General features: G+C 40.3%; 19 protein-coding genes. 10 read left to right on the top strand and 9 right to left on the bottom strand.

Annotation, left to right across the window (positions count from 1 at the left end; genetic code table 11):
* Positions 1-60: 60 nt before the first annotated feature.
* Positions 61-1,062 carry a riboflavin biosynthesis protein RibF gene (ribF, locus tag AC1Z3T_RS20130; protein ID WP_004825776.1) on the bottom strand — a complete coding sequence of 334 codons (1,002 nt, stop codon included), beginning with the start codon at positions 1,060-1,062 and terminating at the stop codon, positions 61-63.
* 208 nt (positions 1,063-1,270) lie between these two features.
* On the opposite strand from ribF, the gene AC1Z3T_RS20125 reads away from it, so the two are divergent.
* Entirely contained in the window at positions 1,271-2,407 is a 1,137-nt protein-coding gene (locus AC1Z3T_RS20125) for a TDT family transporter (RefSeq protein ID WP_100886205.1), read from the top strand.
* A 172-nt stretch (positions 2,408-2,579) separates the two neighbouring features.
* Positions 2,580-3,293 (top strand): nucleotidyltransferase domain-containing protein, encoded by a 714-nt coding sequence (locus tag AC1Z3T_RS20120; protein WP_483396919.1) that lies wholly within the window; start codon positions 2,580-2,582, stop codon positions 3,291-3,293.
* Between the two features lie 46 nt (positions 3,294-3,339).
* On the opposite strand, the gene AC1Z3T_RS20115 is transcribed toward AC1Z3T_RS20120, so the two are convergent.
* The 3 genes from AC1Z3T_RS20115 to AC1Z3T_RS20105 all read right to left on the bottom strand — a co-directional run bounded on the left by AC1Z3T_RS20115 (position 3,340) and on the right by AC1Z3T_RS20105 (position 8,811).
* Entirely contained in the window at positions 3,340-4,644 is a 1,305-nt protein-coding gene (locus AC1Z3T_RS20115; RefSeq protein WP_004825782.1) for a solute carrier family 23 protein, read from the bottom strand.
* Between the two features lie 334 nt (positions 4,645-4,978).
* Positions 4,979-7,669: a phosphoenolpyruvate carboxylase gene (gene ppc, locus AC1Z3T_RS20110; RefSeq protein ID WP_100886203.1), complete on the bottom strand. Its 2,691-nt coding sequence runs from the start codon at positions 7,667-7,669 to the stop codon at positions 4,979-4,981.
* Between the two features lie 524 nt (positions 7,670-8,193).
* On the bottom strand, positions 8,194-8,811 hold the full coding sequence (locus AC1Z3T_RS20105; protein WP_100886339.1) for a TetR/AcrR family transcriptional regulator: 618 nt from the start codon (positions 8,809-8,811) through the stop codon (positions 8,194-8,196).
* Between the two features lie 336 nt (positions 8,812-9,147).
* Between AC1Z3T_RS20105 and AC1Z3T_RS20100 the strand changes: the two genes are divergently transcribed.
* The 4 genes from AC1Z3T_RS20100 to dnaJ all read left to right on the top strand — a co-directional run bounded on the left by AC1Z3T_RS20100 (position 9,148) and on the right by dnaJ (position 15,117).
* A complete protein-coding gene (locus AC1Z3T_RS20100; protein ID WP_042087759.1) occupies positions 9,148-10,248 on the top strand; it encodes an efflux RND transporter periplasmic adaptor subunit in 1,101 nt (366 codons plus the stop codon).
* Positions 10,249-10,250: 2 nt separating this feature from the next.
* On the top strand, positions 10,251-13,397 hold the full coding sequence (locus AC1Z3T_RS20095) for an efflux RND transporter permease subunit (RefSeq protein WP_100886202.1): 3,147 nt from the start codon (positions 10,251-10,253) through the stop codon (positions 13,395-13,397).
* A gap of 136 nt (positions 13,398-13,533) precedes the next feature.
* Complete coding sequence (locus AC1Z3T_RS20090; RefSeq protein WP_004825792.1) at positions 13,534-13,911, top strand: hypothetical protein; 378 nt, start codon at positions 13,534-13,536, stop codon at positions 13,909-13,911.
* Positions 13,912-14,004: 93 nt separating this feature from the next.
* Entirely contained in the window at positions 14,005-15,117 is a 1,113-nt protein-coding gene (gene dnaJ / locus AC1Z3T_RS20085) for a molecular chaperone DnaJ (RefSeq protein ID WP_004825793.1), read from the top strand.
* A 58-nt stretch (positions 15,118-15,175) separates the two neighbouring features.
* Here the strand turns inward: dnaJ and AC1Z3T_RS20080 are convergent, their stop codons facing one another.
* Positions 15,176-15,382: a hypothetical protein gene (locus tag AC1Z3T_RS20080; protein ID WP_100886201.1), complete on the bottom strand. Its 207-nt coding sequence runs from the start codon at positions 15,380-15,382 to the stop codon at positions 15,176-15,178.
* Positions 15,383-15,779: 397 nt separating this feature from the next.
* On the bottom strand, positions 15,780-15,971 hold the full coding sequence (locus AC1Z3T_RS20075) for a hypothetical protein (RefSeq protein WP_005034973.1): 192 nt from the start codon (positions 15,969-15,971) through the stop codon (positions 15,780-15,782).
* 290 nt (positions 15,972-16,261) lie between these two features.
* Between AC1Z3T_RS20075 and dapB the strand changes: the two genes are divergently transcribed.
* Entirely contained in the window at positions 16,262-17,083 is an 822-nt protein-coding gene (gene dapB, locus AC1Z3T_RS20070) for a 4-hydroxy-tetrahydrodipicolinate reductase (protein ID WP_004825798.1), read from the top strand.
* 50 nt (positions 17,084-17,133) lie between these two features.
* Entirely contained in the window at positions 17,134-17,784 is a 651-nt protein-coding gene (locus AC1Z3T_RS20065) for an START domain-containing protein (protein ID WP_100886200.1), read from the top strand.
* A 112-nt stretch (positions 17,785-17,896) separates the two neighbouring features.
* Here the strand turns inward: AC1Z3T_RS20065 and AC1Z3T_RS20060 are convergent, their stop codons facing one another.
* The gene (locus AC1Z3T_RS20060; RefSeq protein ID WP_100886199.1) at positions 17,897-19,063 is read right to left on the bottom strand and encodes an MFS transporter; all 1,167 of its coding nucleotides are present in this window, start codon (positions 19,061-19,063) and stop codon (positions 17,897-17,899) included.
* A 253-nt stretch (positions 19,064-19,316) separates the two neighbouring features.
* Positions 19,317-20,129, bottom strand: a complete 813-nt coding sequence (gene dkgB, locus AC1Z3T_RS20055) for a 2,5-didehydrogluconate reductase DkgB (protein ID WP_100886198.1) — start codon at positions 20,127-20,129, stop codon at positions 19,317-19,319.
* Positions 20,130-20,252: 123 nt separating this feature from the next.
* Between dkgB and AC1Z3T_RS20050 the strand changes: the two genes are divergently transcribed.
* On the top strand, positions 20,253-21,143 hold the full coding sequence (locus AC1Z3T_RS20050; RefSeq protein WP_005034987.1) for a LysR family transcriptional regulator: 891 nt from the start codon (positions 20,253-20,255) through the stop codon (positions 21,141-21,143).
* Here the strand turns inward: AC1Z3T_RS20050 and AC1Z3T_RS20045 are convergent.
* Positions 21,103-21,510, bottom strand: coding sequence for a hypothetical protein (locus AC1Z3T_RS20045; protein WP_100886197.1), 408 nt, complete (start codon positions 21,508-21,510; stop codon positions 21,103-21,105). The two genes, AC1Z3T_RS20050 and AC1Z3T_RS20045, sit on opposite strands and share 41 nt — an antisense overlap.
* Before the next feature lie 110 nt (positions 21,511-21,620).
* Here AC1Z3T_RS20045 and AC1Z3T_RS20040 point away from each other — a divergent pair, with 110 nt between their 5' ends.
* A complete protein-coding gene (locus AC1Z3T_RS20040) occupies positions 21,621-23,057 on the top strand; it encodes an aminotransferase-like domain-containing protein (RefSeq protein ID WP_005034989.1) in 1,437 nt (478 codons plus the stop codon).
* Positions 23,058-23,203: the final 146 nt, after the last annotated feature.

The raw sequence follows: 23,203 nt of genomic DNA, 5'->3' as shown, positions 1-23,203 counted from the left end.
AAGTTGTCATCCAATATTATCAGCACCATTGCTGACGCGTTTTACAATAAAAAATTAAGTTTAAAAAGGAAATTTGGGGGTGTTTTTACGAAACTCAAGCAATCGTTCGACATCATCATCAATCCCCGCCTGAAGCGCTTCAAGAGATGGGTAATTTAATTCACCATGTAAATAGTCGAGGAAAGTGACTCGCATCAACAGACCATACAGATTAGCAGAAACATCAGGAAAATGTACTTCTAATCGCCATTCTGGGTGCTCTTGCTTAATTGCAGGGCGTGTGCCTACATGACCTGCACCATATAAAGCATCGGTGTGATAGCCAAGGATGCCTTTTTTATCTGGGGATTCCGCTTTAACCTTTTCTGTTAAAGAGGTCGTTTCACAAATCACTTCTACGCCATAGATACCACTTAAACAAGGTCTATGACGCCCAACACGGACATTAATGGTCGGGAAGTTTAAGGTGCGACCAATTTGATCACCGTATTGCACACGACCAATCATGCTATAGGGACGACCTAATAATTTTGCAGCAAGTGAGAGATCACCTGCATGAAGCACTTGGCGAATACGAGTTGAACTCACGCGTTCACCATTAAACTCAATCGTTTTTAAATTCGTGACATCAAAACCGTATTGTTTTAAAAATTCGCTATTTCCTTGACGGTCTTTACCAAAATGAAAGTCGTCACCCAAGATCAAGCTTTGAGCATTGAGTTTGTTTTTTAATAAATCAGCGAAGTTTTCGGCACTTAAACTGCGAAATTGATTATCAAATTTGGCAATCGCAATATAGTCGACACCCAACTCAGTGAGATATTCAACTTTTTCTCTCAGTGAAGAGATGCGAGAGGGCGCTTCATAACCTTTGAAAAACTCTAAAGGTTGAGGCTCAAAGATCATCACCAAGGTTTTTAAGTTGTGTGTTTTTGCAACGTCTTTCAGTTGCGAAACCATGGCTTGATGTCCCAAATGGACACCATCAAAATTGCCAATCGTCACTGCGGTTTGGGGCAATTGGAAATTTGGTGCTAAGGCATTTAGACGTAACAGCTGCATGGTTTCAAAATAAGCTTAAAATTTGAAAGGACTATATATTGCCATAATCTCACAGTTTCGTCTTGTTGTTGTGTTTTTATCCAGAAAAAAAATATTGAGAATAATTTTTTATATCAGTTAAATTGATTCATTTTATTAAAATAAATCAATTTTATTTATTAATAAGTGCTTTTATAATCAATTTATCTGCTGAAATGAGGATGAAGCGATGAAAAAGCCATTTTACCAACTCGAACAAACACGAGATGTGATCCGACAGTTTACGCCAAATTGGTTCACCATGACTATGGGGACAGGCGTTGTGGCACTCATTTTACCTGAATTTCCATTTGCTCAAGATTTTTTGTGGCAATTGGCAACCCTGCTGTGGCAATTTAACATACTGGTATTTATCACATTTATGACGCTCTATGTTCTGCGCTGGCTGATTTATCCTCAAGAAGCGAAGCAGATCTTTTCCCATCCTGCGATGGCACTTTTTTTAGGTGCAATTCCAATGGGTTTGGCAACGATTTTAAATGGCTTTTTAAAATATGGTATTGCAATATACGGTGATGCTGCAATCCAAATCGCACAACTGTTATGGTTTGTTGATGTCATTTTGGCGGTAGGGATTGGGATTCTTGTACCATTTTGTATGTTCCATAAACAAGAGCATCAATTGCACACAATGACTGCAATGTGGTTGTTGCCGATTGTCGCCTGTGAGGTTGCAGCAACCTCAGGTGGTTTGTTGTTAGCGCATATGGAAGCAAGTCAGCAGGCTATCGGTATTTTATTCGCCAGTTATATGCTGTGGGGGATGTCTGTATTGCCAGCGTTTGGGATCCTGACGATTTTGATGTTGCGTCTGGCATTACATAAATTACCAACCAAAGAATTGGCAATCACAGGTTGGTTGGCTTTAGGACCAATTGGTACTGGCGCATTGGCACTCTTGGTTTTAGGTGCTCAAGCACCTCAAGTTTTGACTTTGATCCACTTAGAAAGCCTCGGTGTGTTCTTTCAAAATGCAGGTATTGTCGCAAGTTTTATGTTACTGGGTTTTGGTGTGTGGTGGTTTGCAATAGCTGTTTTAACCACATTGAAGCACGCTGCGACAGAATTACCTTTTAACTTAGGTTGGTGGGGATTAACCTTTCCATTGGGCGTCTTTACTTTAGCGATATTGAATGTAGGGCATCAGTTACAGGTTAATTTTATTGTCGATACAGGTTTAGCATTTGCTGCAATTCTCATGATGCTTTGGCTAATGGTTATGGTCAAAACCTTACAAGGTATTTATCAAGGCAATTTGTTTTTTTCACCTTGTTTAAAAGCATGGTTGGAGCGAGAGCAAGCTTAAAAATGATGAGTTGACATAGACATAGCAATAGATAAAAAAATTAGATTTTTTTAGCAAAACCAAGCCGTACAGGATATAAAAAAACAGTACGGCTTTTTTAATGCTAAGCCGTTTGATATAAATCAGATCTTATGATTTTCTATTCAATCACTCCGTTATATCGACATCTCTCATGATTCAATCTGAATTTGAACCTGTTTTAATGCAAGTGATAAACGTCTTTTGCACCGAATTTCCGACTGAACTGCATAGTGTGTATGTCTATGGAAGTGTGGTAAAGGGCACAGCTGTTATTGGACAGTCTGATCTCGATTTATGTGTGGTCTTTGTTCAGCCAGTCGATGATGTAGAACGAAAAATTTCGCAGATTAAGTCGGATATTATGGCTTTAACCAGCTTTTTTTCTAAAGTTGATGTTGATATTGGCGTATTACAAGATGTTTTAAACGAAAACAATCGAAAAAGTTGGGGAGCATGGATCAAATTCTTTTGCCATCCTCTTTATGGAGAGAATTTATCCAGACAGTTTGAAAATGTTGAAATTGATCGAAGTGTGATTCTCGCGATCAATCAGGGATATGATCAAGAGATACAACATTATTTCGAGATGTTGGCGACTACGCGGCTCGACTTACAAGACAGCGTCAATTTAAAAAAATCTGTATTGAAAAGAATCATTCGCTTATTGCCACTGACATGGCTTGAGATCGAACAATGGCCTGTAAATTTAGAAAATACTGTACTGCAAGCTCTCCAGAAATATCCAGAACAAAAGCCAATGTTTGAATATCTGTTAAAAGAACTGGAAAATCCTGATGTACTCAGTCGTGATTGTTTGGATCAAGTGCAAGAAATTTATTTTTGGGTCTGTCGTCATATAAAATAGAAATAAAAAAAGCAGCCTTTCGACTGCTTTAAATATCTTCAATTAATTATTCTGATTTATCGTTTAAACTAAAGAACCAGTTGAGAATCAGTGCCGCAAAGGTTGCAGTACCAATACCACCGAGATTGAAATCACCAAATTGAAGGGCAAAGTCACCTGTACCTAAAATAATGGTCACAGCAGCCACCATCAGATTTTTATTTTTAGAAAAGTCGACTTTATTTTCAATCCAGATTTTTGCACCTGCAATAGTGATTAAACCAAACACCACAATCGAAGCACCGGTTAAAATCGCAGTTGGGATAGTATGGATAATTGCCCCAAACTTTGGTGAAAAGCCTAAGAAAATGGCAAAAACACCCGCAATGACAAAAATAATGGTCGAATAAACACGGGTGACCGCCATCACACCAATATTTTCGCCGTAAGTGGTCATGCCCGGAGCACCCACACCACCTGAAAGTGTGGTTGCAATACCATCAGCAACAAACGCTTTACCAATTTGAGGGTCTAAATTTTCTCCAGTCATGGCACTAACAGCTTTGATATGACCTAAGTTCTCTGCAACAAGAATTAAAGCGATCGGTGCAATGATCAACATGGCATTGATATCAAAAACAGGCGAGTGGAATGTGGGAGTACCAAACCAAGCTGCTTGTTGAATTGGGGTAAAATTGATTGGTGTACCATTCCCCATCACATTGGCAACAATGAAATAGATCAAATAAGCCAACAATAAACCAACCAATAGCAGTAAACGTTGTAATAAACCTTTTGTGAATACAGCAATTGAGCCCATACAAAGTACAGTCACCAACGCCATCCACATATTAAAGTCATTGCCTGCAACCCCTTTTACTGTGACTGGTGCAAGGTTTAAACCGATAATCATGACCACAGCACCTGTAACAACAGGAGGCATCAGCTTTTCTATCCATTTGGTCCCTGTTGCCATCACAATCAAACCAAAGATTGCATACAACACGCCACACGCCATAATACCGCCTGCTGCATGAGCAATATTTAAATTTGGTGTACCCGTGCCAGAAGCAGCATAACCTGTTGCAGCGATGACGACACCAATAAAGGCGAAGCTTGAACCCAAGTAACTTGGGACACGACCACCCGTTACAATAAAAAATAGGATCGTACAGATTCCTGACATCAAAATAGCCAGGTTTGGGTCAAAGCCCATTAAGAAAGGTGCAAGTACAGTTGCACCAAACATTGCAAAAGCATGTTGAATCCCTAAAACAATGCTTTGTGCAGGAGGTAAATACTCATTGGTACCGACAGGTCTTGCATCAATGCTGCCAGAATACGGACGCCATTTGGGAAACCAGTTGGACATAAATTGAGCACTCGAAAGACAAATTGGACACATCATACGCTTTCTTTTCGAGAGTTTTAATCATTTTAGTCAAACTAAACGATTGCATTTATTAGGGAAAAAGATTGTTTTGTACCATTTGGTCAAATAATTAAGCGATGTTACTGCGTAAAATCAAAGTATTAAAAAAATTTAATATTAAAAAAAATAAAAAATTAGATGCTTTTTGATTGATTAAAAAAAGTGATTGGTCACTTAAAATATTTGAATCAGTTGGCATTTTTATAAAACTTAGGAGAATGACAAATGTCATTCTCCTAAGCGGGATGTAACAAGCGATGAGATGTTCAGTAAATTAACCTGTGTTTCGTAAACCTGCCGCAATTCCAGCAATACTCACCATGAGTGCATGATCTACAGGGGTATGTTCAGCTTGAAATTCAGCCAAATAAGCACGACGACGTTTCATGAGCTCAGCTTGCAATAAGTGTAAAGGCAACAGATATGGTTTACGTACTTTCATTGCTTGATCAAGCACTTCATTGGAACTGAGAAGTGCTGACTCGCCTTTCATGGCTAAAAGTGTTTGAACAGCATCATGGAGACGTTGACGTAATTCAGCACCGAGCACTTTTAAATCTTCATCATCTGTTAAATGAGATTCGTAATACAGGGCAATATTTGAGTCTGCTTTAGACAGCACCATTTCCAGCATATCAATTAAGGTTTGGAAATAAGGCCATTCAGACAGCATTTCATCCAAAACAGCTTTCTGACCTTGATCAATCACTTGATTGATGGCTGCCCCTGTACCCAACCAAGCAGGAAGCATCAAACGAATTTGTGTCCAAGCGAAAACCCAAGGAATAGCACGTAAGGATTCAATTCCTCCACTGACTTTACGCTTCGCAGGGCGTGAGCCAAGCGGCAACATTTGTAACTCAAGTTCTGGGGTAACGGTACGTAAATATTTTACAAAATGAGGATTTTCACGCACGGTCTGACGATACACTTGAACAGACAAGTCGGTCATGTTGTGCATCAAATCTCGCCATGCTTGTTTGGGTACAGGTGGCGGTAATAAGGTTGCCTCTAATGTCGCAGCAGCATAAATTTCTAAATTTTGTAAGGCGATTTCTTCCAAACCAAATTTAAAGCGAATCATTTCACCTTGTTCAGTTACTCGGATTGCACCAGAAATTGAGCCAGGTGGTTGAGAAAATAGTGCCTGTTGAGTAGGCGCACCACCACGACTGATGGAGCCGCCACGACCATGGAACAAGGTCAATTGTACGCCGTGTTGTTTTGCAATCGCAGTTAACTCTTCTTGGGCACGATACTGAGCCCAATTTGCCGACATAAAGCCTGCATCTTTGGCAGAGTCAGAGTAACCAATCATCACCTCATGTTTGCCTTGAATATGCTGTTTATACCAATGCATATTGAATAAGGTTGTCATGGTACTTGCAGCACCATCTAAATCCTTCAAGGTTTCAAATAATGGCACTACACGTAAGGGATGTTCAATTCCCGCTTCTTTTTGAAGTAACAGTACCGCCAATACATCACTCGGATATTCAGCCATCGAAATGATATAAGCACCTAAACTTTCTTTAGGCTGCTCTGCCAATGTACGCATCGTAGCAAAGACTTCTTGAACATCAGGATGTGCAATCAGGCTATTGGCAGGCTCGTTTAAGTGTTTTGGTAATAATGGACGCTTACTTTGTAATTCTTGCAATAAGAAGTTTTGGCGGGCTTGTTCAGTCCATGTCTCAAAATTACCCAAACCAAGATATTCGGTAATTGCGGAGATGGCTTGACGGTGACGACCTGATTCTTGACGAATGTCCAGCTTTAATAATTCAATTCCAAAACAATTGACACGATAGATAAAGTCGAGCAATTTCCCATTGGCAATTTCTGGCAAATTACATGCCATGAGCGAACGATAGCAAAGCAATAGTGGCTGTAATAATTCATCTTTATGACGAATGATTAAACTGCGGTCAACGTCCGAGTGCTGTCCACGTAATTTATCTGCCAACCACTGACGGGTAGCTTTCAAGCGCTCACGTGTTGCACGTAAATATTCACGATATGGCTCTGGATGGCTATAGCCTAAAGCTTGATGTAATTCATTGGAATACGCCTCAATTGAAAGCTCCCAACGCAAATCTTCTATATCACGAAGATATAAATCAGCGGCTTTCCAGCGAGATAACCATAAAACTTCTTGTGTAATATTATGTGTGACATTCGGGTTTCCATCACGGTCGCCTCCCATCCACGATGCAAAGCGAATTGGTGAAATGTCCAAAGGTAAGGCTTGAGCACAGTTGCCTTGAACAAGGTCATCCAACTCACGGATAAATTTGGGTACTGCATTCCACAGCGTTTGCTCAATGGTGGTGAAGCCCCACTTTGCTTCATCAATCGGCGTAGGACGATGTTGACGAATCTCATCCGTTTGCCATGCTGAACAAATTAGTTGTTTTAAATCAGTCAACACCTCAGCACGTTGTTTAGGCGTGAGTTTTTGCTGATCAAATGTTGAAAGACAGTGATTAATCCCATCATATTTTTGAATTAAAGTACGACGACTGACCTCAGTTGGATGTGCGGTGAGTACCAATTCGATTTTCAATTCACAGATTTGCTGATAAAGCGTTTCAGCCGAAATTTGCTGATCTTTAAACTTGCTAAATAAATGATCGAGAACATTGGGTGATGGGGCATGTTCATCACATTCACTTTGGCGACGACTACGCACCACATGATATTGTTCTGCGATATTGGCAAAATTTAGAAAGTGTGAGAATGCACGGGTCAGAGGCAGAATTTCATCATCTTTTAAATTTAAAAATAATTGTTCAAGTTGTTTTTCTGCTTCAATTTGACCATCACGGGCGCCTTTGCCTAAAGCGCGAATCTGTTCAATTTGATTAAACAAATCTTGTCCTGCATGTTCTTTTAAGGTTTCACCTAAAAGATTTCCGAGTAAGCGTACATCTTCACGCAGTGGAGCATCAATTTGTTGAACCATTTGTCACTCTCCAGTTCTTGTTATCTTGAATATAACGTGATTCCATCACAATCCAAGGGACTCCCTACAAAAGTATGTAAGTGACTGTGCAAGAAGTCGACTTTGATTTGTTTTTCGTTCGGTTTTATTAGAGTCTGTAGACATTTCATAAATGGCTTGCGTTGTAGGTTAAAATTGAACAGGCAAGGCATGAAACAAAGAGAATAGCGAGACTATTTTCAAGTTTCATAACGTAGCCTGAGATAATTTTAGCCACAACCCTGAGCAAGAACAAAGCACTGCTTTGTTTGCAGCGCAAGGCGTAGCGGGGACTAGCGTGTTTTTTGCCGCTTCTTCGTTCCGAACTACTTATTTAGAATGACTAAATTTCGTATTTCGCGCCTAGAATCGCCTAAAAAACACACCTAGTCGCAAACATAGACGAATTGTCAACAGACCCCAACTTTTTGGGTCAATTTGCCTATGACATCTTCGAGTATGCCTGAAACAGCAATTGCACATTATTTAGTTTTTTAATAGCACCATCACGGTTTATATTTCAGCATAAATAAATCAATGCTTTCTTTGATGATTTGCTGCTTTTCTTGATCTGTTGGCGTTGGGCGAATTCCCAACAAGACCTCATGATGACGAACACCAAGCAATAATGACAAAATTAAATTGGTCTGTTTTTCGATCTGGTCTGCTTGAATAAATTGTAGGCTCGTGGCTTGTTGAAAAAAGTCTTGCCATACCGAACACATTCTTTGATGAGACGAATTATAAAATTGTAGCGCCAAAGGGTTTTTTTCTGCGGCAAGTTCCAATAGTAAATGATCTAATTTAATAGCTTCAGGCAAATTAATCACATTCATTGCCAATTCACAGGCTTGAAAAAAATGTGCATAAAAATCACTTTCAGCATTGAGACGCAATGGTCGGGCATTAATTGACTGTTCGCAAGTTTCTTCAATGGCACAGCTAAATAAAGTTTCTTTATCTTGAAAATGGTTATATACGGTCAGTTTTGTTACACCTGCTTCTTTGGCAATCTGATTCATACTGGAACCGTGATAGCCAAGCTTTAGAAACAGTTTTTTTGCTGCTTCTACAATGTGTTTACGTTTTTCTAAGTCCTTTGGACGGCCAACTGTTGTTTGCACAATAATTCCCAAAAAAACAAAATTAGGTCAATTACTCAAAACATGATTCACAATTATTGTACCATGCAGTATATTAATTAAAAAATGAGCAACAAACGGGCTTTTGACATTTCATCAATGACTTGTGTCGTTCAGTAAAACTAAGCGGGCAAAGCGTGAAACCTAGAAAATTACTTTTTCAGTTTCGGCATGCTGGCTAAGATTATTTTAACGCCAACCTGCGCAAGAACAAAGTATGGTTTTGTTTGTTTTGCAAGGTGCTAGATGAATCGTCACATGGTCTCAATATCTCATTCTCATTTGCCTGAAAAGAGCATTTAAATAAGAGCCTTGCCTATGCGTAGTATAAAGTTAGTGATCACGAGCCTATTGGTATCGTGTAGTGTCATTCTGGTGGGATGTAGTAAGCCAGCGCCTGAAGTGGAACAGATTCCCTTGGTGATGGTTGCCCAACCGCTGACTTCCCAAGAAGATCAGAAAAGCTATGCAGGCGATGTACAGGCACGGCAGCAAACTGCGTTAGCCTTTCGAGTTGCTGGACAGATCACTGCACGTTATGTCGAGGTTGGCGACCGCGTTAAAGTTGGGCAGGTTTTGGCCAAGCTAGATGTCAAAGATGCCGAATTACAATTGAACTCTGCAAAAGCACAACTTGAAAGTGCTCAATCCGCTGCGAAAGTTGCAGCAGATGAGTTTAAACGTTTTCAACAATTATTACCCATCAATGCCGTCAGTCGTTCCCAATACGATAGTGTTAAAAATCAATATGACGCAGCACAGGCAAGCCTTAAACAAGCACAATCCAACTATGATGTCAGTGCCAATCAGACAGGTTATAACCAACTGATTGCCAATAAAAATGGGGTCATTACCCAACGTAATATTGAAATTGGACAAGTGGTTTCGGCAGGGCAAGCGATTTATCAATTGGCGATTGATGGTGATCGTGAGGTGGTTATCGGGGTTCCTGAACAGGCGATTTCTGAAATTAAAGTTGGACAAAGCGCATGGATTACCTTGTGGTCAAAGCCTGAAGATAAATTTGCAGCCTATGTCCGTGAGATTTCTCCTGCTGCAGATCAATCGCGGACATTTACAGTGAAAGTGGCTTTAAAAGAAGCACAGTCGGTCATTCAACTGGGGCAAAGCGCACGTGTGTTTTTCAATCAAAATGTTCAAAATATTTTGAGTGTACCGCTGAGCAGTGTCTCAGCCAATAATAATCAAGCATATATTTGGGTGGTTAATCCTGATCAGACTATTCGTAAAGTCTCTGTGACTTTAGGACCTTACGGGCGTGACAATGTCACGGTATTGAGTGGTTTAAATGCGGGGCAATGGGTGGTGGTCGGCGGTGTTCACTTACTCCGTGACAAGCAAAAAATTAAACCAATAGATCGTGAAAATCGTGCTGTAACTATCCAAAAAGGGGCATGATCATGAGTCTATTTAACTCCTTTAATTTGTCAGAATGGGCGCTCAAAAATAAAGGCTTAGTGCTTTATTTTATGATTTTGCTGGGGATTGTCGGGTTATTTTCTTATTCCAAACTGTCTCAAAGTGAAGATCCTCCTTTTTCCTTTAAAGTGATGGTGGTGCAAACCTACTGGCCGGGTGCAACAGCACAGGAAGTCTCTTTGCAAATCACCGATAAAGTTGAAAAGGAGCTCATGAGTACAGGGCTCTATGACAAGATTATGGCGTACTCTCGTCCTGGAGAGTCCATGGTCATGTTTATGGCAAAAGATTCGTTAGTATCCAGTGAACTTCCAAATGTTTGGTACCAAGTACGTAAAAAAGTCGGTGACATCAAAACACAGTTGCCTTCTGGTGTTCAGGGTCCATTCTTTAATGATGAGTTTGGCGATACATTCGGGAATATTTATGTTTTAACAGGCAAAGACTTCAATTATGCCACACTCAAAGAATATGCCGATCGACTACAACTTCGCTTACAGCGAGTAAAAGATGTCAGCAAAGTCAATTTGGTTGGATTACAAGATCAAAAGATTTGGATTGAGATTTCCAATACTAAAGCAGTGCAGATGGGTGTGCCTGTTACAGCAATCCAAGAAGCTTTGGCAAAACAAAATAGTGTGACCAGTGCAGGTTTCTTTGAAACAGGTACAGACCGTATTCAAGTCCGTGTCAGTGGCGCATTAAAAAGCGTAGACGATCTGAAAAAAATGCCGTTGCTGGTGGGAAATAAAACTATTCAACTGGGCGATGTGGCTGAGGTTTATCGTGGTTTTAGTGAGCCTGCTCAACCGCGTATGCGCTTTATGGGAGAAAATGGTATTGGTCTTGCTGTATCCATGCGTAAAGGTGGGGACATCATTGCATTGGGTAAAAATCTAGAGACTGAATTTCAAACCCTACAAAAGACTTTACCTTTGGGCATGGAACTGAAAAAAGTTTCAGATCAGCCTGTTGCAGTACAACGTAGTATTCATGAATTCGTCAAAGTATTGGCTGAGGCTGTGATCATTGTTTTACTGGTCAGTTTTTTCTCATTGGGTTTCCGAACAGGATTAGTGGTTGCCTTCTCGATTCCGTTGGTGCTCGCCATGACCTTTGCAGGGATGAATCTGTTTGATGTTGGCTTGCATAAGATTTCTTTAGGCGCATTGATCCTCGCATTAGGACTTTTGGTCGATGATGCCATTATCGCGGTCGAAATGATGGCGATCAAAATGGAGCAAGGCTATAGTCGAATGAAAGCCGCAGGATTTGCATGGACCAGTACCGCATTTCCAATGCTAACAGGTACATTAATTACCGCTGCGGGATTTTTACCGATTGCGACCGCTGCATCAAGTACAGGTGAATATACCCGTTCAATTTTCCAAGTGGTTACCATTGCTTTAGTTGTGTCATGGTTTGCCGCGGTGATTTTTGTACCTTATTTGGGTGATAAATTACTGCCTGATTTTAGTAAAGAAGCGCAAAAAGCGCCGTGGTATCAGCGTCTTTATGCAAGATTGCGTAAACAACCAGAACCGCAACCTGTGATTCATCATGCTGGTGAGCATTTTGATCCCTACCAATCGAAATTTTATCAAAGCTTTAGAAAGTTGGTGAATTGGTGTGTGACCTATCGAAAAACGGTGATTTCAATCACTGTAGGGATATTTGTACTGTCGGTGGTGATGTTTAAGTTTGTACCACAACAGTTTTTTCCACCGTCAAACCGTGCCGAAATTCTGGTCGATTTAAAATTGGAAGAAGGCGCTTCACTCACCGCAACTGAAAATGCTGTGAAAAAAGTGGAAGCATTCTTATCCAAACAAGACGGTATTGATAATTATGTCGCTTATGTTGGCACAGGCTCGCCACGTTTTTACTTGCCACTTGATCAACAAATGCCACAAGCCAGTTTTGCACAGTTTGTGGTGTTGGCGTCATCACTTGACGATCGCGATGAAATTCGTAAATCCTTAGATACTCAAATTCGCCAATTATTGCCACAAGTTCGAACCCGTGTCTCATTGTTGGAAAATGGTCCTCCTGTGGGCTATCCGTTGCAGTATCGTGTATCTGGTGAAGACGTTGCTGTAGTCCGTCAGGAAGCCCAGAAAGTTGCTCAACTGCTGAGTGAAAATCCAAATACTGGCAATGTGCATTTGGATTGGGGTGAGCAAAGTAAAATCATTTCTTTGCTGATCGACCAAGATCGTGCGCGTCAAATGGGCGTGAGTTCGGAAGATTTGGCGAATTTCTTAAACAGTTCGATTTCAGGTGCAATCATCAATCAGTATCGTGAAAAACGTGAATTAATTGATGTACGTATCCGTGGGGATCAGGCTGAACGAATTAATGTGGAAGCATTATCAAGTTTGGCTGTACCGACCAGCAATGGCACTACAGTACCATTGGCACAAATCGCGAAACTACAGTATAAGTTTGAAGACGGTCTAATCTGGCACCGCAATCGTTTACCAACCATTACAGTACGTGCAGATATTCGGAGCAAGTTACAACCCGCAACTGTTGTAAATCAAATGGCAGAGAAAATGGATCAGCTTCGCGCAACATTACCAAGTGGTTATTTGGTTGAAGTGGGCGGAACAGTAGAGGAGTCTGCCAAAGGACAAAGCTCTGTGAATGCAGGTATGCCTCTATTCCTAGCAGTGGTATTTACGCTCCTGATGATTCAGCTGAAAAGTATTTCACGTTCTTTCATTGTGTTTTTGACTGCGCCATTGGGTTTAATCGGTGTAGTTTTATTCCTGTTGTTATTTAACAAACCGTTCGGCTTTGTGGCAATGCTCGGTACGATTGCACTATCTGGCATGATTATGCGAAATTCTTTAATTCTGATCGATCAGATTGAGCAGGATATTCGAGCTGGGCATAATCAATGGGATGCAATTTTGGACGCAACAGTACGCCGTTTCCGTCCAATTATTCTTACTGCATTGGCTGCTGTTTTGGCGATGATACCGCTGTCACGTAGTATTTTCTTTGGTCCGATGGCTGTTGCGATTATGGGTGGATTAATTATCGCTACACTTTTGACCCTATTTTTCTTACCTGCGCTATATGCGACTTGGTTTAAGATTAAAAAAACTACAGAAAATACATAATTTGTTGTGAATATTAGGTGCGAAAAATTGAAAACTTCAATATAGTAGCACTTAATCTTTAACAGAAAATAACATAGGAAATTTCATTGCATAATAAGTCAATCAGTATGCAATGAATTTGAGGTCAAAAACACCCATGGGGCAAACAAATCCGGAACAGCATCGTAAGTTCATTACGAGCTCTTATTTGTTTATGTTTCTTGCATTATTTACGGTAATTACAGCAGTGCTCGCATATTGGTTAGCGCGCAAAGTAGCAGTAGCAAATGATGCAGAGGTATGGATACATGCACAAGCATTGTGGATTATGCGCAATGCTGTCATTTTTTTGATTTTAGCGGCTTTTGCTGCATTGTGGTTTATCCCTTTAATGTTTTTCTATTGGGACAGTTTCATCTGGGTAAAAGCATGTACGGTGGCAGGTGTCGTATTTAGTGCGATTGCATGGCTATATTTGCTCAATATTTGGCTTAAAGGTTTTACAAAATATTTACAGAAAAAAGCAGTTTTTTAAAAAAAACTAGATTTCAAACTTGTAAAAAATAACATCGCCCCCAATTTACTCTGCATAGAAGTATTATCAAATTTTTGTGGAGCATCGCCAATCATGGCTAAACGTGATTATTATGAGGTTTTAGGTATTGCTAAAACCGCTAGTGATGATGAAATTAAAAAAGCCTACCGTAAGTTGGCGATGAAGTATCATCCAGATCGCAACCCTGACAACGCAGAAGCTGAAGAAAAGTTCAAAGAATGTGCAGAAGCCTACGAAGTGCTTTCTGACAGTGAAAAACGCAGCATGTATGACCGTATGGGGCACAATGCCTTTGAAGGTGGTATGGGCGGTGGCGGCTTCGGTGGTGGATTCAGTGCCGAAGATATTTTCAGCCAGTTTGGTGATATTTTCGGTGGTGCTTTTGGCGGCGGTGGTCGTGGTCAACAACGTGCACGTCGTGGCTCAGATCTCCGTTATGTCATGGAATTAACGCTTGAAGAAGCTGTGAAAGGGGTGAAAAAAACCATTACTTTCACTGCACCAGCACCTTGCGATGCCTGTGATGGAAAAGGTTCAAAAAATCCGAATGATGTTGAAACGTGTAAGACTTGTCATGGTGCAGGTCAGGTGCGTATGCAACAAGGGTTTTTCTCAGTCCAACAGACTTGTAGCACTTGTCGCGGACAGGGCAAAATCATTAAAAACCCATGTAATAAGTGTCATGGTTCTGGGGTTTCAGATCGTCAACAAACGCTTGAAGTGACCATTCCAGCAGGTGTGGACAATGGTGATCGCGTACGCTTAACTGGTAAAGGTGAAGCAATTCGTGATGGTCAGTCTGGTGACCTATACGTTGAAGTGGTTGTACGTGAACATGACATCTTCCAACGTGATGGTGCAGACCTCTATATGGATGTGCCTGTGAGCATTGCTGATGCTGCCTTAGGTAAGGAACTTGAGATTCCAACTTTAGACGGTCGTGTCAGTTTGAAAGTGCCTGAAGGTACACAAACCGGTAAAATGTTCCGTTTACGTGGTAAAGGCGTGAAACCTGTACGTAGTAGCATGCAAGGTGATTTACTTTGCCGTATCGTAGTAGAAACACCGGTGAATTTGACGAGTCGCCAACGTGAGCTGTTGAAAGAACTTCAAGCGACCATGGAAAGCGATGACAATAAATCTTCGCCGAAGAAAAAATCTTTCTTTGATCGTTTATTCGACTAATTAATCTGAACGATTAAAGCAATAAAAATGGAGCAACAGTGAGCTGTTGCTCCATTTTTTATTTTGTCGGTTGATCCGATGAGGATTGGTCAAATTCATGATCATCTGGCGCAGCATCGATTGAATTGTCATCTTGTGGAAGAATCACTGTCGGAGTGGATGAGGCAGCTGTCTGAGGTTCAGCGGGGGCAGTAGAGTCTTGTGCCCAACTGAGCGAAACAGTTGTGATCATCATTAGTCCTAAAATCATGGTTTTAATTTGCATTATATTTCCTTAAATCTCTCTATTATTTGTATGACTTCCGAGCTTTAGAATATTCATTTATTAAGCTTAAATTTTATTTAAAATTGTTTCGTTATTTTAGGGTTTGTGGGCAATTCGTCTATGTTTGCGACTAGGTGTGTTTTTTAGGCGATTCTAGGCGCGAAATACGAAATTTAGTCATTCTAAATGAGTCCTAATTGTAGCTTCAAAATATAATTTTTTTTGATCAATAAAATTGATGTTATGAAAATATTGTTGAATGAGATAAAACTTTCATTGCCACGTTTTACATCTAAAGTTTCAATAGATTAGCGTAGATCATATTGTGAATCTGTGCAGTGATTTCAAGATTAGAGGATATAACCCCATATCCTCTAACGCTAAAAACAAACCAAAATTATTCAAGAATCGGAGCGTCAATGTCTTCAACACGAACTTCAGTTTGTGTTTCTGAAGGCGTAGTCGCGTTGCCTTGAGAGACCGTTTTTTCTTCAGCAAGTGTAACGGCTGGAGTTGGTGCAGATTCAGCCCAAGCACTGGTCATCATTGTTGCTAATACAAATGCAAAAACCATTTTATTCGAATGCATATTGATCTCCTTATAATCCATATTGTTTTCATTCGTGGCAGTAGTCTGCTGTGTGATTCTTGCACTTTGATGAAATAGATTGAGCAATATTTTAAATTTTTTCAAAGTTTTATCGATATATTTTTTAGTCTTGATCTATTTTTTCGTTGAGTCTACTTTTTTGACCTTAATTGCCGAAGACTTAAAAGAAATCAGAAAGTTCGCAGTATTTTTTAAATGGAGTCGTGGTCTTGGAACTGAGTTTTGTTATAGTAGAGCCAAATTTTCAAATTCAGATTTAGGAAGATCGTATGTCAGCAGCTCCACGTATTGGTATTTTAGGTGCAGGCGGTCGTATGGGCCGTACATTGATTCAAGCGGTACAACAAGCAGGTTATCAGCTTGCGGCAGCGGTAGAGCGTCCAGAAAGTACGTTGATTGGTGCAGATGCAGGGGAACTTGCTGGAATTGGTGCTGTAGGTATCAAAGTCGTGGGCAGTTTGGAAGACATTTTAAAAGATGTTGATGTGGTGATTGATTTCACTGCCCCAGTTGCAACAGAAAGCCATCTAAAATTATGCCGTGATGCTGGTGTTGCCATGGTGATTGGAACAACGGGTTTTTCAGATGAGCAAAAAACCTTGTTAAATCAATCTGCGACACAAACCCCCATTGTTTATGCTGCAAACTACTCAGTGGGTGTCAATGTTTCAATTAAATTGCTCGAGCTGGCTGCCAAAGTTTTTGGTGATACAGTGGATATTGAGATTATCGAAGCACACCATCGTCACAAAGTAGATGCACCATCTGGAACTGCTTTGATGATGGGGGAAGCGGTTGCGGAAACTTTAGGGCGTGATTTGAAGAAAGTGGCGGTTTATGGTCGTGAAGGTCATACAGGTCCACGTGAACGTGAAACGATCGGTTTTGAAACGATTCGTGGTGGTGATATCGTCGGTGAGCATACTGTGATGTTCATAGGCGAGGGTGAGCGTGTCGAAGTGACACATAAAGCGACCAATCGTATGAACTTTGCAGCAGGCGCTGTACGTGCAGCAGCTTGGGTTGTCGGAAAAGATGCAAAAAAATACGATATGAAGGACGTTTTAGGCTTAAATGATATTCAAGCTTAAAACATGTTGCGCTAAAATTATAACAATGAGTCAAATTTTGAACATAAAAAATGAAAAAAACAGTGATGTTACTTACTTGTGTTGTCAGTGCTTTTAGCCTGACTGCACAAGCAGCTTTACCGAGCAATGCCAAATTGAGTCTAAACAAAAACAACATTAAGGTCTGGACTTATAAAGATACCAATAACCCTGTTCTGTCCTATAAAGCAGAAACAACAATAGACGTACCGATTGAACGGGCTGTTGCTTTAGTTCTGGATGTCAATAATTCACCTAAATGGGTACCCAATGTTGCTAAAGCAGAAGTGCTGTCTCGAGATGATAAAAAGGGCGAATTCAGTATTTATATGGTTTTAGACTTTCCATTTCCTCTAAAAGATCGTGACATGGTGGTGAAAGGAACGATGTCTAAAGACGCGAGTGGCACGATTTATATTAAAAACTCTGCGGTTCAACAAGGCAAAGCACTGAACTCAGATTATATTCGTTTAAAAGATTATGCGGGCGATTGGACATTTCAAAAACTTGGTCCCAATAAAGTGAAAGTGATCACTTCTGGACATGCCAATCCTGAAGGTTCAATCCCGGCAAGTGTGACCAATATGCTGGTTGAACAGCAACCTTATCAAATGCTGCAAAAGATGAAATCTGAATTGGTAAAGAATACCAAGCTTGCTGCCTTACCTGAAATTTTAAAATAATCATTGATTCAGGATGCGTTATTTATAGCTATTTTGAACCCTGCACCCTATGAAGGTGCAGGGAAATGAACAATATAATCAATTCAGTCGCAGATGATTTGGTAAGTTAACATTAGCTGAATTGATGCACGGGTTCTTTGCTCATTTTCATTTGGATAAATACCAAGAGCAATCCTAATGCGGTAAGTACTGCGCCTGCAATTGAAACGGCTGAATAACTCATACCCATACTGAGAACTGCACCACCTACGGTTGCGCCTAAAGCATTACCTAAATTAAATGCACCAATATTCACTGAAGAGGCTAGTCCTGGTGCTTCATGCGCAACAGACATCACCCGCATTTGAAGTGGAGGCACAACAGCAAAGGCTGCTGCTCCCCAAACAACAAGCGCCAAAGCTGCACCAAGCGGTGTTTGTGCCAAGATCGGGAACAGTAACATGGACAGCATTAATAACACTAAAAAACCGATCAATGTTTTATTCAGTGATCGATCTGCGAACTTCCCACCGAGATGATTCCCAATTGAAAAACCGATTCCGATTAAGACCAACATCAGTGTGATAAACATTGGACTGGCATGGGTGATATTTTGCAAGCTCGGTGCAATATAGGTGTAGAGCGTAAACATCGCTCCTGCACTCATCACAGTCGTCAATAAGGCAAAAAGCACAGGCAAGCGAGTCAAAACTTTCAGCTCAGCTTTTACATTTGGACGCAAACCTGCCACATCTACAGGCAAGGCTTTCCATAATGCCAACATGGTGATGACACCCAAGATCGCAATTGCGGCAAAGGACATACGCCAACCAATATTTTGTCCAACCCATGTTGCTAGAGGTACACCCCCAATATTGGCAATCGTGAGTCCCATAAACATCATGGCAACAGCACTCGCCTGTTTGTCTTTAGGCACAACACTGGTGGCAACAATTGAGCCAATCCCGAAAAATACACCATGATTAAGACTGGTAATTATTCGAGCTCCCATCAGCCCCCAATAGTTCGGTGCAATGGCTGCAAGAATATTGCCCACAGTGAAAATACTCATGGCCAATATCAGTGCTTTACGTCGTGAAAAATGTCCAAACCATAATGTCATAATCGGAGCACCGATCATTACACCTAGTGCATAAGCCGTAATAAGCATCCCCGCTGTGGGAATCGAAATGTTGAGGTTTTCTGCAATTTGAGGTAGAAAACCCATTGGAGAAAATTCAGTTGTTCCTATTGCAAAAGCGCCTATGGCTAGTGCAAGTAAGGGAAAATTTAATTTCATGAGAGATCTCAAATATACAGAAGATTGAAAAAAGACCGAGTACAGTGGTGCAATCATCAGACCAATATCACAAGCACAATTTTTTGATGTTGATTTCAACAAAAGCTTTTAGATCGCATTTTGTTTGAGTCAAACACACATCAAAGCTTCGCAACAAAAGATATTGCGAAGCAATTGATGCCTTTCAATCGATCAGAAATGAACAGTGAAAATCTGAGAATAGATTTAGCTGTGATTAAGCTAAATTGCTAAATTAAATATCCCACTTCGGTGCTAAATTTTCTGGATCAACTTCACGACCATTGCGCTCCAATTGTGCAATCATCTGCATTTCTTCAGTAGAGAGTTGAATCTCTTGGGCTTTTAAGTTCGTCATTAAGTTTTCACGCTTGGTTGATGATGGAATAACCGCAAAACCTTTTTGCAATGCCCATGCCAACGCAATTTGTGCTGTTGAAGCTTGATGTTGTTGAGCGATTTCAGCCAATACAGGATCATTTAAAACTTTGCCATAAGCTAAAGTCATGTATGACGTCACATCAATATGTTGTGATTGTAAGAAATCGACTAACTTTGAGTTTTGTAAATAAGGGCTGAGCTCAATTTGGTTTGTTGCAATATTTTCAAGTCCAACAGCATCAATCGCTTGTTGTGACAAGTCAATATTGAAGTTTGAAATACCAATATGTTCAGTTAAGCCAAGCTTTTTAGCTTCTAAAAGGTTATGCATCATTTCAGCAACAGAAATACCTAAACTTGGTGCAGGCCAATGGATCAAAGTCAGATTGACAGCATCAGTGCGCAGTTTTTGCAGGCTTTCTTTCAAACTTGGAATAAGTTTGTCTGCTTGATAATTGTCTGTCCATATCTTTGTCGTGATAAACAATTCATCACGCGGAATATGACTTTCAGTAATCGCCTGACCGACTTCGGCTTCATTGCCATAGATTTGTGCTGTATCTACAGCACGATAACCCACATCTAGCGCATTTTTAACTGAATCTATTACGGTTTGACCTGATAAACGAAAAGTACCTACACCAAATTGAGGAACGATATTTGTCATGATGTGCTTCACTTTATTTTCTGGGATTAGGGCTATTTTGCTACTTTAATTGTTGCGGAAAAATACAGGAATATGCAAAATATTATTGACTATTAATCAATAATAAATCGTGATATTACAGAGATGAAATCGACCTTAGAAGAGTTACAGGCATTTATCAATATTGTGGACAGTGGTTCGATTGTTGCTGCTGCAAGACATCTTGAACAAACGACTTCGGGCGTGAGCCGAGCTTTGCAACGGCTTGAGTCTAAACTGAATGTGACTTTACTGGAGCGAACTACGCGGAAGCTTAAGTTAACTCAAGAGGGGCAATTATTTTTAGAAAAAGCCCGTAAAATTGTACATGATCTGAATGAAGCTGAAGATGCGCTATTGAAGTCGGACAGCGATACTTCTGGGTTGATTCGTGTCGATTCGGCGACGCCTTTTGTGTTGCATGTGATTGCACCCTTAATGCAAGAGTTTTCTCAGCTTTATCCAGACATTGAAATTGAATTAAACAGTAATGATCAAATCATTGATTTATTGGAACATAAAACGGATGTCGCAATACGTTTTGGAGAATTAAATGACTCCAGCCTACATGCGAGATTGCTGTGTAAAAGTCGTTTATACATTGTTGCCAGCCCTGAGTATTTAGCACGAAATGGTTATCCTGCAACCCCACTCGATATCCTCAATCATGTTCAAATCGGATTTAGTAAGGTCAGTCATCTCAATACTTGGCCCATCCGTGTGAATGGTGAAAAATTGACTGTACAACCTAAAATCAAAGCATCTAGCGGTGAAACAGTACGTCAACTTTGTCTACGTGGGCATGGTATCGCCAGACTTTCAGCATTTGAGGTGCTTAAAGATCTCAGAGCGGGAAGGTTGATCGCGCTATTTGAAGATCAAATAGAAATTTACGAGCAACACATCCATGCAGTTTATTATCAACAAGAACATTTACCTAAACGTGTACGTCTATTTATTGAGTTTTTAGCGCAAAAGCTGTCAAGGTTTCGATAGTCTTTTGTGGTGGTAGATCTAGACTCAATAATGGGGCAGTGTTGGGCTGTTGCGGTGTCACCAAATGAATTTCAAAATGCTGGGCGGAGGTTTGTTGGCATTGGAATTCCAAATTTTTTTGAACAGGCATATTTATTTTAACAGCCTGATCTCCACTGGCACGATAGTGATAATGTCTGACCGCGACAGCATGATGCAAGGTTGGCTGTAGATGATCAAGCTGATAATTACCCAAACGTTGTGTCTTCAAAAAACCTTCAATCAAAGATTTGCATACAAAATGTTGTTGCTGAGCTGCTTTATTGACTTGTTGAGGCTGGCAGGCGCTGAGTACCAAAGCAATGCTGATTAGGGCGATGATTCTCATTATTTTCTCCTTTCAAATCAATTATGTTTTAAAAACTGGCTGTAAAAGAAGCATAAATCTGTTAGATTTACAGATACAGATACAACAAATATTAAAATTTGGGTACAGATATGGCTTTCCAATATCAGATCTTGGCACAACAGATCGCGCAAAAAATTTATTGTGGGGAGCTCGCAGTCGGGCAACGACTGAGTTCTTTGCGTCAATTTGCTGAACTACAAAAAGTGAGTTTGAATACGGCAAAGAGTTGTTATGAATTGCTTGAAGCTCAAGGCTTGATTTTTGTCAAAGAAAAGTCAGGTTATTTTGTACAGGCTTTGCCAAATTCCCCGCAGATAGCTGTACCTGACCATCCAGATTTTCAGTCTAGACCACGGGAAGTTTCTAATCTGGAATTGCAAATTCAAATTCATGAGGCTGCGATCAATAATAAATTGATTCATCTCGGTTCGATTCAATTGTCACCTAATCTGGTTCCTATCGAAGCCTTACGTCGTTCAATCCAACGTGCTTTAAAGCACAGTAAACCAGAAGATTTTTTATATAACGATCGTCAAGGACATCTGCAATTGAGGGAGGCTTTGTCGGCACACTGGGCTGAAGATGGTTTTTATATTGCAAAAGAAGATATTTATATCAGTAATGGCTGTATGCCTGCACTGTCGATCATGATTCAGAGCCTTACACAAGTTGGTGATAGTGTGATTGTACCGACACCAAACTATAATGGGCAGTTGCAGTTATTGGCTTTGTTGAAGCGAAAAATTATCGAAATCCCAGCCAATACAGAAGGTTTTGATCTAGATCGTTTAGAGCAAGAAATGCAAAGCCCTGGGGTAAAAATCTGCTTATTGACGGCTAATTTTCAAAATCCTCTGGGTTTTTGCCTCAGCAATGCTGAGAAAGAACGTATTGCACAACTTGCGGCGAAATATCAATGCTATGTGATTGAAGATGATATTTATGCAGAATGTAGTTTTAATGCCAAACGTCCTTTACCTATTAAATATTGGGATCAACAGGGCTATGTGGTGTATTGCAGCTCAGTCTCAAAATCTCTATCGACCTCTTATCGTGTAGGCTGGTTTTGCTTACCGCAGCGCTTACAACATTTACATGCAAGACTCATTTTACAGAATGTTTCGGTGAATACGCCTTTGCAATTGGGGCTTGCTGATATGATTTATAGCAGAGCCTATCGTCAACATCTGAGCGAATTACGTCCTAAACTGATGGCACAGGTTGAGCAGTATCGACAATTTATTCAACAGGCTTTTCATGGCGTGAGTATCCGTTTGAATCAACCGCAGGGGAGTTATGCGCTTTGGCTGCAATTCCCTGAACAAGTAGATAGTTTGGCGTTGTATTACTATGCGCAGCAATACAGTATCAATATTGTTCCGGGTATTATTTTTGGTGAAGATCATCGTTATAACAATTGTATTCGTTTAAATGCAGGACATGAATTGTCTCAGGAGGTTCAGGATGCCATCATGTTATTGGCAGATTGGGTCAGAGGCGAATTGTCAACCAAGAGTGTGGCATAAGCTCACTCAACATGATGACCTTCATATCGCCTCACGTTAGAAAAAAACAGTGATGATCCAAAAAATTAAAAATAAATGAATGACCAAGATCTTCTAACAAATTCTATAAAAACATAAATTTAATCAGATATGCGTGATTGAAATCA

The sequence above is a fragment of the Acinetobacter sp. B-6 genome (assembly GCF_056930735.1).
Note: the sequence above shows the minus strand (reverse complement) of the source record. Positions and strands in the feature narration are given on the sequence as shown.

Excerpts from the sequence above, each read along its gene's own strand:
- AC1Z3T_RS20060 (WP_100886199.1), bottom strand. The coding sequence starts at position 19,063 with ATGAAATTAAATTTTCCCTTACTTGCACTAGCCATAGGCGCTTTTGCA.
- AC1Z3T_RS20120 (WP_483396919.1), top strand. The coding sequence starts at position 2,580 with ATGATTCAATCTGAATTTGAACCTGTTTTAATGCAAGTGATAAACGTC.
- AC1Z3T_RS20050 (WP_005034987.1), top strand. The coding sequence starts at position 20,253 with ATGAAATCGACCTTAGAAGAGTTACAGGCATTTATCAATATTGTGGAC.
- AC1Z3T_RS20040 (WP_005034989.1), top strand. The coding sequence starts at position 21,621 with ATGGCTTTCCAATATCAGATCTTGGCACAACAGATCGCGCAAAAAATT.
- AC1Z3T_RS20045 (WP_100886197.1), bottom strand. The coding sequence starts at position 21,510 with ATGAGAATCATCGCCCTAATCAGCATTGCTTTGGTACTCAGCGCCTGC.
- AC1Z3T_RS20065 (WP_100886200.1), top strand. The coding sequence starts at position 17,134 with ATGAAAAAAACAGTGATGTTACTTACTTGTGTTGTCAGTGCTTTTAGC.
- AC1Z3T_RS20095 (WP_100886202.1), top strand. The coding sequence starts at position 10,251 with ATGAGTCTATTTAACTCCTTTAATTTGTCAGAATGGGCGCTCAAAAAT.
- AC1Z3T_RS20100 (WP_042087759.1), top strand. The coding sequence starts at position 9,148 with ATGCGTAGTATAAAGTTAGTGATCACGAGCCTATTGGTATCGTGTAGT.
- AC1Z3T_RS20075 (WP_005034973.1), bottom strand. The coding sequence starts at position 15,971 with ATGCATTCGAATAAAATGGTTTTTGCATTTGTATTAGCAACAATGATG.
- AC1Z3T_RS20090 (WP_004825792.1), top strand. The coding sequence starts at position 13,534 with ATGGGGCAAACAAATCCGGAACAGCATCGTAAGTTCATTACGAGCTCT.
- dnaJ (WP_004825793.1), top strand. The coding sequence starts at position 14,005 with ATGGCTAAACGTGATTATTATGAGGTTTTAGGTATTGCTAAAACCGCT.
- dapB (WP_004825798.1), top strand. The coding sequence starts at position 16,262 with ATGTCAGCAGCTCCACGTATTGGTATTTTAGGTGCAGGCGGTCGTATG.
- ppc (WP_100886203.1), bottom strand. The coding sequence starts at position 7,669 with ATGGTTCAACAAATTGATGCTCCACTGCGTGAAGATGTACGCTTACTC.
- AC1Z3T_RS20080 (WP_100886201.1), bottom strand. The coding sequence starts at position 15,382 with ATGCAAATTAAAACCATGATTTTAGGACTAATGATGATCACAACTGTT.
- AC1Z3T_RS20115 (WP_004825782.1), bottom strand. The coding sequence starts at position 4,644 with ATGTCCAACTGGTTTCCCAAATGGCGTCCGTATTCTGGCAGCATTGAT.
- ribF (WP_004825776.1), bottom strand. The coding sequence starts at position 1,062 with ATGCAGCTGTTACGTCTAAATGCCTTAGCACCAAATTTCCAATTGCCC.
- AC1Z3T_RS20125 (WP_100886205.1), top strand. The coding sequence starts at position 1,271 with ATGAAAAAGCCATTTTACCAACTCGAACAAACACGAGATGTGATCCGA.
- dkgB (WP_100886198.1), bottom strand. The coding sequence starts at position 20,129 with ATGACAAATATCGTTCCTCAATTTGGTGTAGGTACTTTTCGTTTATCA.